Consider the following 16,874-nt stretch of genomic DNA (forward strand, 5'->3'; position numbering starts at 1 on the left):
CGTTGTTGGGGGCAGGGGCGCGGGGCATGTCGTGATTCTAACCAGCCCAAATTGATCGGCCAAGGCGGCATGACCGAGTTTGACCTTTGATCGGCGCCGACACGGGGTCGATAACCCCGGGGCACGTCAAAAGTGCAGTTCGGTGTGTGCGTTTCGTGGGGTGTGGCTGGTGGCTGGTGCCGCGCCGGACGCCCTTGCGATGGCGGGCTGCTGCCGGTTCACGACGTGGTGGCTGTCGTGCGTACGCTGCTGCAATTCTCCGATGCGGCGTTCGTACGGGAACCGGTGATGCCGGCGATAGCGGCCGAGCGGTTTCAGGCGCGCCGCGGCGCCGCGTGGAATCGGGGCAATGGGTGGCGCGAGCGGAGTCGGCCGGTCGGCGATACGCCGATCGCGTTGCCCGCACCGGGCGCAGCGGATGCCGGCCGGTACGACGCGCGGTGCGGCCCGTCAGGCGTACCGCGCGTCGTGGGGCTCATCCGCTTACTTCTTTTCCGGCAGGAACCAGTTCATCACGAGCGCGCAGATGCCGCCCGTCGCCACGCCCGATTCCAGCACGTTCTTCAGCGCGTGCGGCAGGCTGTTGAGGATGTCCGGCACCTGCGACACGCCGAGGCCGAGCGCGAGCGACACCGCGATGATCAGGAGCGCGCGGCGATCGAGCTGGACGCCCGCGAGGATGTTGATGCCCGATGCGGCCACCGCGCCGAACATCACCATCGCCGCGCCGCCGAGCACGGGTTCCGGCACGGCCTGCAGCACGCCGGCGACGACCGGGAACAGGCCGAGCACCACGAGCATCCCCGCGATCCAGATGCCGACGTGGCGGCTGGCGACGCCGGTGATCTGGATCACGCCGTTGTTCTGCGCGAACACCGAGCTCGGAAACGTGTTGAACACACCGGCCAGCAGCGAGTTCGCGCCGTTGACGAGCACGCCGCCCTTGATCCGCTGCATCCACACCGGCCCTTCGACCGGCTCGTTCGAGATCTTGCTGGTGGCCGTGACGTCGCCGATCGCTTCGAGCGACGTGACGAGGTAGATGATCAGCATCGGCACGAACAGCGACCACGAGAAGCCGATGCCGAAGTGCAGCGGCGTCGGGACCTGGAACAGCGCGGCCTGGTGCATGCCGGTGAAGTCGAGGCGGCCGAGGAACGCGGCCGCGAGATAACCGATGACGAGCGCGATGACCAGCGCGGTGCTGCGCACCCACACGATCGGCACGCGGTTCAGCAGGATGATCGTGCCGAGCACGAGGCCCGACAGCGTCAGGTTCTCCGCGCTCGCGAAGGTGCCGTTGGCCATCGCGCCGAAGCCGCCGCCCATGCTGATGAGGCCGACCTTGATCAGCGTGAGGCCGATCAGCAGCACGACGATGCCGGTGACGAGCGGCGTGATCAGGCGCTTCACGAACGGCAGGATGCGCGACACGCCCATTTCGACGAACGACCCCGCAATCACGACGCCGAAGATCGCGGCCATCACGGTTTCGACCGGCGTGCCTTGCTTGACCATCAGGCTGCCGCCGGCGATCAGCGGGCCGACGAAGTTGAAGCTGGTGCCCTGGACGATCAGCAGGCCGGCGCCCAGCGGGCCGAAGCGCTTGCACTGGACGAAGGTGGCGATGCCGGAAATCACCAGCGACATCGACACGATGAGGGTCGTATCGCGGCTGGATACGCCGAGCGCCTGGCAGATCAGCAGGCCGGGCGTGACGATCGGCACGATGATCGCCAGCAGGTGCTGCAGCGCTGCGATGAAGGCGACCATCGGCGCCGGCCGGTCGTTCGGGCCGTAGACGAGGTCGCGGGCCGCATCTGCGGCGTCGGCGCCATGGGCGGCGGGTTGGGCGGAGGAGGCGGGTTGCATGGCGAGCGGGCCGGACAAGGTGGAAAGTGCGGCATTTTAGCCGAACGGCCTGCCGGCGCCGCCGGGTGGCGCTGCAATAGCGGGAATTCGGCGGATCGGGAAAACGGTGGCGGATCGGCACCCGGGCGGCCGTGACCGCGACGCCCGCCGGTCAGCGGGGCTGCCGCGATGCGCGCGCGGCCGAATTGGCGGCCGAGTTGGCGGTCGCGGCGGTCGTCGCATGGAACCCGGGCAGCCCGGGAATCCGCTGCTCCATGAACTGCAGGAACGTGCGGGTCCTGAGCGGCAGATACCGGCGCGACGCATACACGAGGTGCAGCGCATGCGGCGGCACCATGTCCCACTTCGGCAGCAACCGGACGAGTTGGCCGCTGTCGATCAGGTCCTGAACCAGCCACGCCGGCCCGCTGCCCACCGCGTTCCCGGCGAGAAAGCATTCCCGCAGCGCCATCGAGCTGTTTACGCGATACCGGCCGTGCACCGGAACGGCGACCTGCTCGTCGCCGCGGGCGAATGCCAGTTCGTTGCCGATGTCCGCGCGTGCGTAGCCGACGTACGCGTGCCGCGCCAGGTCTTCCGGCCGGCGGAGCCTCGGTGCCTGCGCGACGTACTTCGGCGTGGCGACGAGCAGGCGGGGCGACGACGCGATGGGGCGCGCCACGGCATCCGGCGGCAGCAGGTGGCCGAGGCGAATGGCGACGTCGACGCCTTCTTCGACCAGGTCGATCACGCGATCGGTCAATTGCAGCTCGACCTCGATCTCCGGCCATGCGGCGAGGAATTCGAGCACGAGCGCATTCAGCCTCAGCTCGCCCAGCCCCAGCGGCGCATTGACGACCAGCTTGCCGACCGGCCGCACCGTTTGCCCGCGCACCTCGGCCACCGCGCTCGCGTATTCGTCGATCACGCGTTTGCAGCGATCGTAGAAGCGGCGGCCTTCGTCGGTGGGCGCGAGGCTCGTGGTCGAGCGTTCGAGCAGGCGGACGCCCAGTTCCTTTTCGAACGCGGCGACGATCTTGCTGATCGTCGGCTGGCCGGTGCCTTCCTCGCGCGCGACCGCCGAGAAATTGCCGAGCTCGATGGCGCGGACGAACACGCGCATGGATCGCAGCGATTCCATCTTATTCCTTTCGGGAATGAACCTTATTCAAGTCTCCCACGTTCCTGCGCAATGGAGAATGACCTAACGTTCGCGAACCTTCAATCCCTGACGAGGAGTCGACATGAACGAGGCAACGCAATCTTCGGCACTGGACGGTGCGCACGTCGTGGTATTCGGCGGAAGCTCCGGAATCGGCCTCGAGGCCGCGGCCGCCGCGAAGGCGAAAGGCGCGAGCGTCACGCTGGTCGGCCGGACCCGCGCGAAGCTCGAGGCCGCTGCGCAAGCGATCGGCGGCGCGCGCATCGCGGTGGCCGACATCGCGGACCGGCAGGCGGTGCAGGCCGTATTCGACGCGCTCACGCGCGTCGATCACCTGGTCGTCACGGCCGGCCGGTTCATTGCGGGCAAGCTGAACGAGACCGATCCCGATCACCTGCTCGCCGCGCTGCAGGAACGTATCGCCGGGCCGGTCTACGCGATCCGGGCCGCGTTGCCGCTGATGCCGGCAACCGGCTCGATCGTGCTGACCGGCGGGCAACTGTCGGATCGTCCGGCCGCGCACGGCACGTCCGTCATCGCCGCCGCCGTGCGCGGCGTCGAGGCACTGGCGCAGTCGCTCGCGCTGGAACTGAAGCCGATTCGCGTGAACGTCGTCGCGCCCGGCTTCGTCGAGACGCCGCTCTACGACGCGTTCGGCGCGGAAGCGCGCGACGCGATTCTCGCCGGTGCGGCGTCGGCTTTGCCCGGCGGCCGGGTCGGGCGTGCCGATGAAGTGGGGGAGGCGATCGCGTTCCTGCTGGGCAACGGCTTCATGAACGGCGAGATCCTGCACATCGACGGCGGCGGCCGGCTGGTCTGAACCGCGTGTCAGCCTGCGGTGCGCGAGCCGGTGCGGCGTGCCGGCGGGCGTGATGTGTGCGATGTGTGCGGTGTGCGGGAATCCGGATACGCGCGCTGGCAGACGGCGATGACCGCATCGCGCAGGCGGCGATGCACGGGGTCGCCGTGCATGCGCGGATGCCACAGCGCGGAAACGAGGATCCCGGGCAGGCGCACCGGGATCTCGAAGCTGCGCAGCCCGAGGGCGTCCGTGAGCCCCGGCGAAAACGCGTTGCCGAGGCTCGAGCGCGGCACGAGCGCAATGAGGTCGGTGCTGGCCGCGACACGCATCGCATCGGGGTAGCCCGGTACGACGACGCGCACGGTGTCGCCCTGGCCGGCCCCGCCGGCCGGGTCGTCGGCCGGCCCGCCGAAATCGCCGAGCTGCGACGCGATCACGTGACGGCAGGCCGCATAACGCGCGGGCGTGATCCTGCCCGATGCGAACAGCGGATGCCCGGCGCGTGCCACCGCGACGTGCCAGTCGTGAAACAGCATGCGTGTGTGCAGTTCGGGGGCATCGTCGCCGCGTTTGCCGATTTCCAGATCGACGGCGCCGTCGCGCAGCGCTTGCGGATCGCGGTCGGGTTTCGGGACGAAGCGGATGCGCACCTGCGGCGCGATTTCGCCGAGTGCGGCGACCACCGGGCCGGAGAGCATTTCCATGAACGATGCGGCCGCGCGGATGGTGAACGTGGACGCGTGCGTCGTCAGATCCACGTCGGCCGTTGCCGGCCGCAGCACCGCGCGCGCATCGGTTGCGATCGCGTGCACGCGGTCGCGCAACGCGGCTGCGTGCGGCGTCGGCACGAGCTTGCGCCCGGCGCGCACGAGCAGCTGATCGCCGGTGGACACCCGCAGCCGCGTGAGCGTGCGGCTCATCGCGGACGTGCTCAGGCCAAGCCGGCGCGCGGCGCCGGTCACGCTGCCTTCCGACAGCAGCACGTCGAGCGCGGTGACGAGGTTCAGGTCGATGTCTTCCATGGCGACAGGATACGCCACTGCACGATGTGACATGGCGTTCGATGCAACTATGGTTTGAGTCGGATGCGTCTGGCGCCTGTCGGGATGCGCACCTATAGTGGCTGCATGACGCAACCCGGCAAAGGCGGACACCATGCAATCGACTGTATCGAGTAAAAACGCACCGACGATCCTGCTCGTCGCGGCCTCGCGCGGCCTCGGCCTCGCGATGGCGGAGCAATTCCTGGGCAAGGGCTGGAGCGTCACGGGCACCGTGCGGGAGGGATCGGGGCGCACGCGGCTGCATGACCTCGCCGACCGGTTCGACGGCCGGCTCGACATCGAGACGCTCGACATCTGCGAGCCGGCGCAACTGGCGGCGCTACGCGAGCGGCTGTCGGGCCGGCGCTTCGACATGTTGTTCGTGAACGCGGGAATGACGAACGAGCCGACCGAAACGATCGGCGAAGTGACGACCGACGAGTTCGTGCGCGTGATGGTCACGAATGCGCTGGCGCCGATGCGCGTGATCGAGACGCTGCAGGATTGCGTGACCGCGGACGGCCTGATCGGTGCGATGTCGTCGGGGCAGGGCAGCGTCGCGAACAACGTCAGCGGGATGCGCGAGGTCTATCGCGGCAGCAAGGCCGCGCTGAACCAGTTCATGCGCAGCTTCGCGGCGCGCCAGGCCGATACGCGGCGTGCGATGGTGCTGATGGCACCCGGCTGGGTCCGCACGGAGCTGGGCGGGCCGGATGCGCGCCTGACGATCGAGGAAAGCGTGCCGAGCCTCGTCGACGTGCTGGTCGCCAAGCGGGCGCGCCCGGGGCTCGAATATCTCGACTATCTGGGGCGCACGGTGCTGTGGTAATCGTCACGGCGGGCTCCCCGCTGCGATCCGCCGCCTCGTGATCGGGGCACGGGTTTCGCCGGGCCTTTTGCGGCCCGATGCCGGCTCTGCGAAGACCGTGCGGATTCAATACAATGCGACGACAAGCCAGTGACACGGCGTTGCGCCGTCGCGTTCGAATCCCCCGGTTCGCCGCGCATCGTGTGCGTCCCCGTCGTGACGGCCCCCAGTCGAACACGGAGCGCAACATGAACGAACCCTACCTGCAGGTCATCGCGCATTTCTTCGCCAAACCCGGCAACGGCGACCGCGTGCTCGAACTGCTCGCGGAACTCGCGCCGGCGACGCGCACCGAGCCGCAGAACCTCGACTACGCGTATTTCCGGTCGGCGGAGGACCCCGACCACATCGTGATCCTCGAACGCTACCGCTACGCGGACGGCCTCGACGTGCATCGGGATACGCCGCATTTCCAGCGGATCGGTGTCGGCGCGATCTTTCCGTTGCTCGATCGCCGCGACGTGTTGCGCTTCATGGTGCAGCCGGACACCGGCACGGCGACGTCGCCGGGAGGTGCCTGATGAACCCGTTTCAATTCCGTACCGTGCCGACGCAGGTCGTCGAATTCGGCGCCGCGCGCCGGCTCGGCGCGTTGTTGCGTGAACGCTTTCCGGCGCTCGTGCGGCTGTGCGTCGTCACCGATGCGTTCCTGCATCGCAGCGGCGTGCTCGCGCCGGCGCTGGAGAGCCTCGCCGCGCACGGCTGGCAGGTCACCGTGATCGACGACGTGATCGCCGATCCGCCCGAGCACGTGGTGCTGGACGCGACCGAGCGGGCCGTCGCGGCCGATGCCGAGATCGTGCTCGGCCTGGGCGGCGGATCGTCGATGGACGTCGCGAAGCTGATCGCGGTGCTCGTGCCCGGGCAGCAGGCGCTGGCCGACATGTACGGCGTCGACAAGGTCACGAGCGCGCGGCTGCCGCTCGTGCAGATGCCGACGACGGCCGGCACGGGTTCCGAAGTGACGGCCGTGTCGATCGTCACGGTCGGCGAGGCGCGCAAGATGGGCGTCGTGTCGCCGCACCTGTTCGCCGATGTCGCGATCCTCGACGCCGAGTTGACGCTCGGCCTGCCGCGCGCGGCGACGGCCGCGACGGGCATCGATGCGATGGTGCATGCGATCGAGGCCTACACGTCCGCGCGGCTGAAGAACCCGGTGTCCGACATGCTGGCCGTGCACGCGCTGACGCTGCTGTCGCGCAACCTGCTCGCAGCGTGCGACGACGGCCACGACCGTCACGCGCGCGAGGCGATGCTGGTCGGCGCGATGTTCGCGGGGCAGGCGTTCGCGAATGCGCCGGTCGCTGCCGTGCACGCGCTGGCCTATCCGGTCGGCGGGATCTTCCATGTGCCGCACGGGCTGTCGAACGCGCTCGTGCTGCCGCACGTGCTGCGTTTCAACGCACCGGCCGCCGCACCGCTGTATGCGGAACTCGCGGCGATCGTCGCGCCGTCGGCGACGGGCAGCGACGAAGCGCGTACGCACGCGCTGATCGGCGAGATCGACCGGCTGATCGCCGCGACGGGCATTCCGCGCACGCTGCGCGAAGTCGGTATCGGCGAGGCCGACCTGCCGAGGATGGCGTCGGACGCGATGCTGCAGACGCGCCTGCTCGTGAACAACCCGCGCGAGGTGACGGAAGCAGACGCGCTGGAGATTTACCGGCACGCGTGGTGACGGGGCGGGCGCGGCGCGCCGCCCGCCACGCATTCACGTCACGATGCCCGCGCCGTCCGGCAGTCCCGAAGCACAGCTGCCGCACTGCCCGCCGGGTTATGCGCTCGACGCGTCGGCGCCGGCCGCCACCACATACGCCGACGCCTGTTTCGTGCCGTCCGGCTGCGTTTGCAGATAGACGCCCTGGATTTCCGGCTCGAAACCCGGCAGCGCGTTGATCCCGGCTTCGAGCGCGCGGAAGTAGTCGAGCGCCGGGCCGCTCCAGACTTCGCCGGGCACCACGCAGAAGATGCCGGGCGGATAGGGCAACGCGCCTTCCGTCGCGATCCGGCCTTCGATGCGATCGAGCGTGACGAGTTCGACGTTGTTGCGGATCAGCTCGGCGTTCGCGGCCTGCGGCAGCATCGCCTGCTTCGGAAATCGTGCGCGCCGGAACATCAGCTTCTGCAGATGCTTCATGTCGTGGCTACGGTAGAAGTCGTGCATCCGCTGGCACAGCTGCCGCAGGCGCATGTTGCCGTACAGCTCCGGATACGCTTCGCACAGCGACGGAATCGCTTCGCGCAGCGGCGTGTCCTGGTCGAGATGCCGTTCGAACTGCGCGAGGTGCGCGACCAGGTGCTGCAGCTTGCCGAAGCTTTCCGACGGCGTGAGCAGGAACAGGATCGTGTACAGGTCGGCCTTCTCGGGCACGACGCCGTGCTCGCGCAGGTAGCGCGCGAGGATCGGCGCCGGCGCGCCGAACGGCGCGTACTCGTGCGTATCGCGATCGATGCCGGGTGTCGTCAGCAGCAGCTTGCACGGGTCGACGAAATACTGGTCGTCCGCATAACCCTCGAAGCCGTGCCAGGTGTCGGCCGGGTGGAAGCGGAAGAAGCGCAGGTCGTCGACGATCTGCTCGGTCGGGTAGTCGGCCCACGGGCGGCCGTCGACGTTCTGCGGCACGAACGGACGGATCTGGCGGCAGGTCTTGAGCAGCAGCTTGCGCGCGTCGACGCCGTGCGCGACGCAGTCGCGCCACAGGCGCTTGCCGGCCGGGCCCGCGTGCATCTGCGCGTTGACGTCGAGCGCCGCGAACATCGGGTAGAACGGGCTCGTCGACGCATGGATCATGTACGCGTTGTTGAAGCGCCGGTGATCGCAGAAGCGTTTCTGGCCTTCGATGTGGCTGTCCTTCTTGTGGATCTGCGACGTCTGCGAGAAGCCGGCCTGCTGCTTGTGCACCGACTGCGTGACGAAGATGCCGGGATCGTCGGGGCCGAGCGCGAGCATCAGCGGCGAGCAGTCCTGCATCATCGGGATGAACTGCTCGTAGCCGACCCACGCCGAATCGAACAGGATGTAGTCGCACAGATGCCCGATCCGGTCGACGATTTCGCGCGCGTTGTAGATCGTGCCGTCGTAGGTGCCGAGCTGGATCACCGCGAGCCGGAATGGGCGCGGCCGGTCGGCGCGCTCCGGCGCGACGTCGCGGATTGCGTCGCGAATGCGCGCTTCGTCGAGCGCCGCGCTGTCGACGCCGCCGATGAGGCCCCACGCGTTGCGCGCGGTTTCGAGGTAGACCGGGCGCGCGCCGGACAGCACGAGCGCGCCGAGATGCACCGACTTGTGGTTGTTGCGGTCGAACAGCACGAGATCGTCGGGGGCGAGCAGTGCGCTCGTGACGACCTTGTTCGACGTCGACGTGCCGTTCAGCACGAAATATGTCTTGTCCGCGTTGTAGATCCGCGCGGCATTGCGCTGCGCTTCCAGCGCGGGGCCTTCGTGGATCAGCAGGTCGCCGAGCCGGACATCCGCGTTGCAGAGGTCGGCGCGAAAGATCGTCTCGCCGAAGAAGTCGAAGAACATCCGGCCGAGCGGATGATTCGAGAAGAACTGGCCGCCCTGGTGGCCGGGGCAGTCGAACTCCACATAGCCGCGCTGCACGTATTCGCGCATCACCTTGAAGAACGGCGGCAGCAGGTTCTCGCTGTAGATGTCGGCGGCGGCGGAGATCTGCCGGCCGTAGTAGTGGCGGCCGCCATGACGGAGCTGGATCACGCCGCTCGCGCTCGGCAGGACCGACGGCGGCACTTCCTGGCCGGGCTCGACCGCGACGAAGAACGGAATCGCGAACCCGGTTCGTTCGACGGTTTTCAGCACCTGTTGCGCCGAATCGATTCCGACCACGATTGCCGCGATATTCGTGAAATCGGTCTGAAATACATCGACCTGTTCATGCGTGGTGAGGAAGGCGCCGATCAGCGCCGGCTCGACTGCGATTTTCAACAGGCTCACGCGAATTCTCCCGTAAATGTGCCGAAACGGGAGCCGCATTCGCACGGGCGCGTAATCCGCATAATCCGGCACGCGCCGCAGCCGATTGAAATGCTCCCGCGAATGCTGAATGCCGAATGACGCACGGCGCGCCGCGCGGAGAGGCCTTGCGCGGCGCCGTGCAGCCGCCGCCGGTCAACGCACGGCGCAGCCGATCGTAGCAACAAAACCCTGCGAATTCAATCGACCGGAATCGCCGGTCCGGCTGCCGCGTGAAAGCACTCGAATAACCGGGAATGCGCGTGTTGCAATGCACATCAAAATGAACCGGGCGTGAAATGCGATTTGAAAACGGCTGACAGTTTCACCGAATCGTCTGCTTTTCATCAAAAGGCATCTATGGCATAGTCGGCTCCGAATTGGATGGCGAATCAAACCGGATTGGCGAGCGTCTCACGCCGCGGCCCGTGGCCTGCTGTCCGCGTGCTCGTGAGACGGATCACACTAACGAAGCATCGGAACAACGAGGGCAACAACATGAATACGTCCGTCGGTGGCATTCGTCGTCTCGGCATGCGCGCGCTTCTGGTCGACGACGAGATCACGCAGGAAACGGCGACCGGGCGCGCGGTCCGCACGCTGAGCGCGGAGCTCGCGCAGCGCGACATCGACGTGCTCACGGCAACCTCGGCCGACGATGCGATCATGCTGATCCGTTCCGACCCGTCGATCCAGTGCGTGCTGCTCGACTGGGATCTCGGCGTGGACGGCCACGGGCCGTCCGAGGCCGTGCTCGACGCGGTCCGCCATCGCAACGGCAAGGTGCCGATCTTCCTGCTGGCCGACCGCAGCGTCGCATCGACGGTGCCGTCCGCGGTGATGGGCCAGGTCGACGATTTCGTGTGGCTGCTCGAAGATACCGCCGACTTCATCGGCGGGCGCATCCATGCGGCGATCGAACGCTATCGCGCCACCGTGCTGCCGCCGATGTTCGGCGCGCTCGCGAAATTCTCGCGCGTCTACGAATACTCATGGCATACACCCGGCCACACGGGCGGCACGGGTTTCCTGAAATCGCCGGTGGGCCGCGCGTTCTTCGAATACTTCGGCGAAGCGCTGTTCCGTTCCGACCTGTCGATCTCGGTCGGCGAGCTCGGTTCGCTGCTCGACCACTCGGGGCCGATCGGCGAGAGCGAGCGCTACGCGGCACGCGTGTTCGGCGCGCATCGCACGTATCACGTGACGAACGGCTCGTCGACGTCGAACCGCATCATCCTGATGGCGAGCGTGAGCCGCGACCAGATCGCGCTGTGCGACCGCAACTGCCACAAGTCGGCCGAACACGCGATGACGATGTCGGGTGCGATCCCGACCTACCTCGTGCCGACGCGCAACCGCTACGGGATCATCGGTCCGATCGCGTCCGAGCGCCTCACGCAGACGGCGATCCGCGAGGCGATCGCGTCGAACCCGCTCACGGCCGGGCTCGCCGATCGCCAGCCGAAGCATGCGATCGTCACCAACTCGACGTACGACGGCCTGTGCTACAACGTCGCGCGCGTCGAGGAACTGCTCGGCGCGAGCGTCGATCGATTGCATTTCGACGAGGCCTGGTATGGCTACGCGCGTTTCAATCCGCTCTACCGCGATCGCCACGCGATGCACGGCGACCCGCGCGACCACCATGCGGACCGCCCGACGGTGTTCGCGACGCAGTCGACGCACAAGCTGCTGACCGCGCTGTCGCAGGCGTCGTACATCCACGTGCGCGACGGCCGCAACCCGATCCCGCATGGCCAGTTCAACGAAACATTCATGATGCACGCGTCGACGTCGCCGAACTACGCGATCATCGCGTCGAACGACGTCGCGGCCGCGATGATGGACGGCCCCGGCGGCGCGGCGCTCACGCACGAGTCGATCGAGGAGGCCGTCGCGTTCCGGCAGATGATCGCGCGAATGAACAGCGAGTTCGGCGCGAAAGGCGACTGGTTCTTCGAATGCTGGCAACCGGACACCGTGCTCGAGACGCGCACGGGCCGCACGCTCCCGTTCCACGATGCGCCGCCCGAGCTGCTCGCGAGCGATCCGTCGTGCTGGGTGCTGCGCCCCGGCGCGCAATGGCACGGCTTCGGCAACATCGAGGACGGCTACTGCATGCTCGATCCGATCAAGGTGTCGATCGTCACGCCGGGTGTCGCGCCGGCCGGCGGCCTGATGCCGGTCGGCATTCCGGCGAGCGTTCTGACCGCGTATCTCGATGCGCGCGGGATCGTCGTCGAGAAGACGACCGACTTCACGATCCTGTTCCTGTTCTCGATCGGCATCACGAAAGGCAAGTGGGGCTCGCTCGTCAGCGCGCTGTGCGACTTCAAGCGCGACTACGACGCGAACCTGCCGCTCGACATGGCGATTCCGTCGCTCGCGAAGGCGCATGGTTCGCGCTATGCGGGCATGGGGCTGAAGGACCTGGCCGACACGATGTTCGCGGCGATGGAGCAGCTCGGCACGACGCGGCTGATGTCGGAAGCCTTCTCGATCCTGCCGAAGCCGGAGATGAGCCCGGTGCGCGCGTACGAGCATCTGGTGCAGGGCCGCGTCGAGCAGGTCACGCTCGAGGAGCTGGCCGGACGCACGGTCGCTACCGGCGTCGTGCCGTATCCGCCGGGCATTCCGCTGCTGATGCCCGGCGAGAACGCGGGGCCGGCCGGCGGCCCGGTGCTCGGTTACCTGAAGGCGCTCGAGGCGTATGACCGGCGCTTCCCGGGCTTCGCGCACGACACCCACGGCGTGGAAGTCGAGGACGGCACGTACCGCGTGTACTGCCTGACGGCCTGAGCATCCGGCCGGGCGAACGGGTCAACCCGCGAGCAGGCGAACACGCGAACACGCGAGCACGCGAGCAGGCGACCGGCCGCGCGGCGGCCTCACATCGAAGGATCGACATCATGGAAAACGCAGCGCGCATGTCCGACGCGGCCACGGCGGCCGCGCCGAAGAACCGGATGAACGTCTGGCAGCTGACCATCCTCACGGCGGTCAACATGATGGGCTCCGGCATCATCCTGCTGCCGTCGAAGCTCGCGCAGGTCGGCACGATCTCGCTGCTGTCGTGGATCGTCACGGCCGGCGGCTCGCTCGCGCTGGCCTATGCGTTCGCGCGCTGCGGCATGCTGAGCCGCAAGCCGGGCGGGATGGGCGGCTACGCGGAATACGCGTTCGGCAAGGCCGGCAACTACATGGCGAACTACACGTACGGGCTGTCGCTGGTGATCGCCAACGTCGCGATCGGCGTGACGGCAGTCGGCTACGGCACCGTGCTGTTCGACGCGACGCTGTCGCCGCTGCAAACCGGCCTGTGGACGATCTTCCTGCTCGTGCTCACGACGGTCGCGAACTTCGGCGGCTCGCGCATCACCGGCCGGATCGGCGCGGTGACGGTGTGGGGCGTGATCATTCCGGTCGTCGCCGTGTCGCTGATCGGCTGGTTCTGGTTCAGCGGCGCGACCTGGGGCGCCGCGTGGAATCCGAACAACCTGCCGTTCGGGCCGGCCGTCAGCAGCTCGATCGCGGTGACGCTGTGGGCGTTCCTCGGGCTCGAATCCGCGTGCGCGAACTCGGACGCGGTCGAGAATCCGGAGCGCAACGTGCCGATCGCCGTGCTCGGCGGCACGATCGCGTCGGCGATCTTCTACATCGTGTCGACCAACGTGATCGCAGGGATCGTGCCCAACGCGATCCTCGCGAAGTCGAACGCACCGTTCGGCATTGCGTTCGCGACGATGTTCACGCCGACGGTCGGCACGATCGTCACCGCGCTGATGGTGATCGCGTGCATCGGCTCGCTGCTCGGCTGGCAGTTCACGGTCGCGCAGGTGTTCAAGAGTTCGGCGGACGTCGGTTATTTCCTGCCGGTGTTCGCGAAGGCGACCCGCACCGGCACGCCGATCGTCGGGATGGTGATCCTGCTCGTTGCGCAGGTCGCGCTCGCGCTGATGACGATCAGCCCGGAACTGAGCAGCCAGTTCCAGAAGATCGTCGATCTGGCCGTTGTCACGAACCTCGTGCCTTACGTGATGTCGATGGCCGCGCTGATCACGATCCAGAAGGTCGCGAAGGTGCCGCCGGCGAAGGCGCTGCTGACGAACGTGATCGCGATGGTGGCCACTGCGTACAGCTTCTATGCGCTGTTCAGCTCGGGCGAGCAGGCGCTGATGCTCGGCGGCCTGTGCGTGTTCCTGGGCTGGACGCTGTTCGGTTTCGTCAGCGCGCGCTTCTACCAGATGGAAGTCGACGCGCACGTGAAGGAGCCGGGGAAGTCGCTGCAGGCTTGACGGCGGCTGCCGTCGTCAGCGGGCGGCGCGGGCCAGCAGCGGCGGGATGTCCTGCTTCAGCACGTCGACGACGGCCCGCACGCGCGGCGGCAGCGGCCGCTGCGCGTGGACGAGCACGTTGAGCGCGAAGTCGGGAATCGCGTAGCGCGGCAGGAGCTCGACGAGCGTGCCGGCCGCGAGCGCGTCGGCGCAGGCCGGGTGCTGGACCACGCCGATGCCGCCGCCCGCCGCGATCGTGTCGAACATCGGCCGCCAGTGGCTCGTCGTCATGATCGTGCGGATGCGCGCGTATTCGAGCGGGCCGCCGTCGTGCTGCAGGGGCAGCCGTTCGCTCGCGAAGACGCCTTTCACGCGGATGAACGGATGGTTGGCCAGATCGGCCGCCGTGTCGATCGGGCCGCACCGGTCGAGATACGACGGCGCGGCGACGAGCCGGCGGCCCACCGCGCCGACCGGGTGCGCGACGAACCCGCCGTCGCCGAGCTGTCCGACGCGGATCGAGATGTCGACGCCTTCCGTGACCGGATCGACGATGTCGTCGTTCAGGACCAGATCGATGTGCAGGCCCGGATACGCGGTGCGGACATGCATCAGCACGCCCGGCAGCACGACCTCGCCGAAGCATTGCGGCGCCGCGAGCCGGATCGTGCCGTCGAGCGCGGTTTCCGTCTTCGAGACCGATGCGACCGCATCGTCGGCCGCTTCGAGCAGCGCCTTGCTGCGGTCGTAGAAGATCCGGCCTTCTTCCGTGCACACGAGGGTGCGCGCACTGCGCATCAGAAGCCGTGTGCCGAGATGCTTCTCGAGCCGTTCGATACGCTCGCTGACGGCCGGCTGGCCCATGTCGAGATCGCGCGCCGCGCCGGACATCGTGCCGCGCTCGACAACCCTGACGTAGATGCGCATCGTCGCCAGCAAATCCATGAAGTCGCGCCCCTTGTCCGGTTCCGGTTGATGCCGATCGACGGATGGTACCAAAGCACGGCTGAATGAAGGTGTGGAGCGACCCGATACTGACCATCGGTTGCGCAGGCCGCGTGTGTTCGCCGGTGCGATGGGCGACAATCGGCTTCCGTGCGATCGACTGGAGACGACGACATGACGCAACAGGATGAAGCGGTGCGCACGCGCTGCGTCGCATGGCAGATCGTGCAGACCTGGCAGGCGGCCGAATGGTGCAGGCTCGTCGAGTCGCGAACGGGTATCGGTTTGTCGGGGTCGGTGTCGGGCGCGATCGACGGCGCGCCGTTTCGTGTCGATTACGCGATCTCGTGCGGTGCCGACTGGCTCACGCGCGCGGCACGCATCACGCAGTGGGGCGGTACGCAGCCGCCGCGGCAGCGGGATATCGCGTGCGACGCAGGGCGCTGGACGATCGACGGCGTCGACGTACCGGCGCTCGCGGGCGCGACCGATATCGATCTCGGTTTCAGCCCGTCGACGAACACGTTGCCGATCCGGCGGCTCGGGCTGGCCGTCGGCGAGGCGGCCGTGATCCATACCGCGTGGCTGCGCTTTCCCGAATTCGAGTTCGTGCGCGGCGAGCAGCGTTATACCCGCACGGCGGAACACGTGTACCGCTACGAAAGCGGCACGTATGCGGCCGATATCGCGGTCGACGAAGCGGGCCTCGTCACCGACTACGACGAATGGCGACGCATCGGCGCGGCCTCCGCGCGCTGACGCACGCATGCCGGGTCGTGCCGTGCCGTGCGTCAGCGGCAGTGCATCAGCGTGCGCTGGCCACCGACAGCTTGCCGGGAATCAGCTTCAGCGCGCTGAACGCGTCGGCGATGTTCTGCTGATACGCGAGCGTCGCGTCGCTGATCGGCTGCACGCCATAACCGGCGCGCTTGAGCGCGACTTCGAGCGTCGGCGCGTCGAGGCCGACGAGCGGCGACAGTTGCGCGGCGACTTCCGTCACATGGTCGCGTGCCCAGCGGTCGACCGCGTCGACTTCGTCGAGCAGCGCGCGCAGCACCTGCGGATGAGCGGCCGCGTATTTTCGTGCGGCGAGGTAGTACTGCGTATTGCGCACGAGCCCTTCGCCGTTCGCGATCACGCGCGCGCCGATCTGCCGCTCGGCGGCGGCCAGGTACGGATCCCAGATCACCCACGCATCGACGTTGCGCTGCACGAACGCCGCGCGCGCGTCGGCGGGCGTCAGGTAGATCGGCTGGATGTCGGCATACGTCAGGCCTGCGTGTTCGAGTGCCTTCACGAGCAGGTAGTGGACGTTCGAACCTTTGTTGAAAGCCACCTTCTTGCCGCGCAGCTGCGCGACGTTGCGGATCGGTGAATCGGGCAGCACGACGATCGCCTCGCCCTGTGGCGCGGGCGGCTCGTTGCCGATGTAGACGAAATCGACGCCGCCCGCCTGCGCGAAGATCGGTGGCGTCTCGCCGACCGTGCCGACGTCGATCGCGCCGGCGTTCAGGCCCTCGAGCAATTGCGGGCCGGCCGGAAATTCGAGCCATTGCACCGTGACGCCCTGGCTCGCGAGCCGCTTTTCCAGCGTGCCGCGTGCCTTGAGCACGACGAAGTTGCCGTATTTCTGGAAGCCGACGCGCAGCCGCGTGCCGCTGTCTTGCGCGTGCGCGGGCAGGCCGGCGAGCGGGCCGAGCGCGAGCCCGGCCAGCCCGGCGGCCGCGCCTTGCAGCCAGTGGCGGCGATGCGGGTTCGCCGGTGTCGGTTCAACGTCTGCGTGCGGTGTGTCGTTCATCGAGGCGTCCTGCGGGCGAAGGAGCGGGCCGCGCGCGAAGGGCGACGCGGTCGGCGCAGGGCGGGGCCGGATGCGGGCGCTGCACGCCACGGGCCGGCCCGCGCCGGACTCGTGACGATACGTCCGCCTGCACCGGCGGCCAACCAACGAATGCGCAT

At 68.1% G+C, this 16,874-nt stretch carries 13 protein-coding genes; 7 read left to right on the forward strand and 6 right to left on the reverse strand.

Translation table 11 applies throughout. From position 1 onward, the window contains the following. Nucleotides 1-483 precede the first annotated feature (483 nt). Entirely contained in the window at nucleotides 484-1,872 is a 1,389-nt protein-coding gene (locus VK92_RS33310) for a nucleobase:cation symporter-2 family protein (protein WP_048026500.1), read from the reverse strand. 151 nt (nucleotides 1,873-2,023) lie between these two features. Then, a complete protein-coding gene (locus VK92_RS33315; protein WP_048026498.1) occupies nucleotides 2,024-2,992 on the reverse strand; it encodes a LysR family transcriptional regulator in 969 nt (322 codons plus the stop codon). Nucleotides 2,993-3,095: 103 nt separating this feature from the next. Here VK92_RS33315 and VK92_RS33320 point away from each other — a divergent pair, with 103 nt between their 5' ends. Further along, a complete protein-coding gene (locus tag VK92_RS33320) occupies nucleotides 3,096-3,833 on the forward strand; it encodes an SDR family oxidoreductase (RefSeq protein WP_048026495.1) in 738 nt (245 codons plus the stop codon). An 8-nt stretch (nucleotides 3,834-3,841) separates the two neighbouring features. Here VK92_RS33320 and VK92_RS33325 read toward each other — a convergent pair whose 3' ends face one another. After that, the gene (locus VK92_RS33325; RefSeq protein WP_048026494.1) at nucleotides 3,842-4,837 is read right to left on the reverse strand and encodes a LysR family transcriptional regulator; all 996 of its coding nucleotides are present in this window, start codon (nucleotides 4,835-4,837) and stop codon (nucleotides 3,842-3,844) included. 133 nt (nucleotides 4,838-4,970) lie between these two features. Between VK92_RS33325 and VK92_RS33330 the strand changes: the two genes are divergently transcribed. From VK92_RS33330 to VK92_RS33340, 3 genes are all read left to right on the forward strand, one after another. Continuing rightward, on the forward strand, nucleotides 4,971-5,687 hold the full coding sequence (locus VK92_RS33330) for an SDR family oxidoreductase (protein ID WP_048026492.1): 717 nt from the start codon (nucleotides 4,971-4,973) through the stop codon (nucleotides 5,685-5,687). Between the two features lie 227 nt (nucleotides 5,688-5,914). After that, nucleotides 5,915-6,247, forward strand: a complete 333-nt coding sequence (locus VK92_RS33335; RefSeq protein ID WP_048026491.1) for a putative quinol monooxygenase — start codon at nucleotides 5,915-5,917, stop codon at nucleotides 6,245-6,247. Continuing rightward, nucleotides 6,247-7,404, forward strand: coding sequence for an iron-containing alcohol dehydrogenase (locus VK92_RS33340; protein ID WP_048026490.1), 1,158 nt, complete (start codon nucleotides 6,247-6,249; stop codon nucleotides 7,402-7,404). Before VK92_RS33335 ends, VK92_RS33340 begins: the two co-directional genes overlap by 1 nt. 96 nt (nucleotides 7,405-7,500) lie before the next feature. Here VK92_RS33340 and VK92_RS33345 read toward each other — a convergent pair whose 3' ends face one another. After that, the gene (locus VK92_RS33345; RefSeq protein WP_165589109.1) at nucleotides 7,501-9,681 is read right to left on the reverse strand and encodes an ornithine decarboxylase; all 2,181 of its coding nucleotides are present in this window, start codon (nucleotides 9,679-9,681) and stop codon (nucleotides 7,501-7,503) included. A 516-nt stretch (nucleotides 9,682-10,197) separates the two neighbouring features. On the opposite strand from VK92_RS33345, the gene VK92_RS33350 reads away from it, so the two are divergent. Both VK92_RS33350 and potE read left to right on the forward strand, forming a co-directional pair. Continuing rightward, on the forward strand, nucleotides 10,198-12,498 hold the full coding sequence (locus VK92_RS33350; RefSeq protein WP_048026489.1) for an Orn/Lys/Arg decarboxylase N-terminal domain-containing protein: 2,301 nt from the start codon (nucleotides 10,198-10,200) through the stop codon (nucleotides 12,496-12,498). Between the two features lie 110 nt (nucleotides 12,499-12,608). After that, nucleotides 12,609-13,994: a putrescine-ornithine antiporter gene (potE, locus tag VK92_RS33355; RefSeq protein WP_021162888.1), complete on the forward strand. Its 1,386-nt coding sequence runs from the start codon at nucleotides 12,609-12,611 to the stop codon at nucleotides 13,992-13,994. 15 nt (nucleotides 13,995-14,009) lie between these two features. Here potE and VK92_RS33360 read toward each other — a convergent pair whose 3' ends face one another. After that, nucleotides 14,010-14,918, reverse strand: a complete 909-nt coding sequence (locus VK92_RS33360; RefSeq protein ID WP_048026488.1) for a LysR family transcriptional regulator — start codon at nucleotides 14,916-14,918, stop codon at nucleotides 14,010-14,012. Nucleotides 14,919-15,092: 174 nt separating this feature from the next. Between VK92_RS33360 and VK92_RS33365 the strand changes: the two genes are divergently transcribed. Next, nucleotides 15,093-15,677 (forward strand): putative glycolipid-binding domain-containing protein, encoded by a 585-nt coding sequence (locus VK92_RS33365; protein ID WP_021162890.1) that lies wholly within the window; start codon nucleotides 15,093-15,095, stop codon nucleotides 15,675-15,677. 46 nt (nucleotides 15,678-15,723) lie between these two features. Here VK92_RS33365 and VK92_RS33370 read toward each other — a convergent pair whose 3' ends face one another. After that, entirely contained in the window at nucleotides 15,724-16,716 is a 993-nt protein-coding gene (locus VK92_RS33370) for a sulfonate ABC transporter substrate-binding protein (protein WP_021162891.1), read from the reverse strand. Nucleotides 16,717-16,874 lie beyond the last annotated feature (158 nt).

Origin of the sequence: Burkholderia sp. LK4 (genome assembly GCF_001043615.1) — a bacterium.
GTDB lineage: Bacteria > Pseudomonadota > Gammaproteobacteria > Burkholderiales > Burkholderiaceae > Burkholderia > Burkholderia cepacia.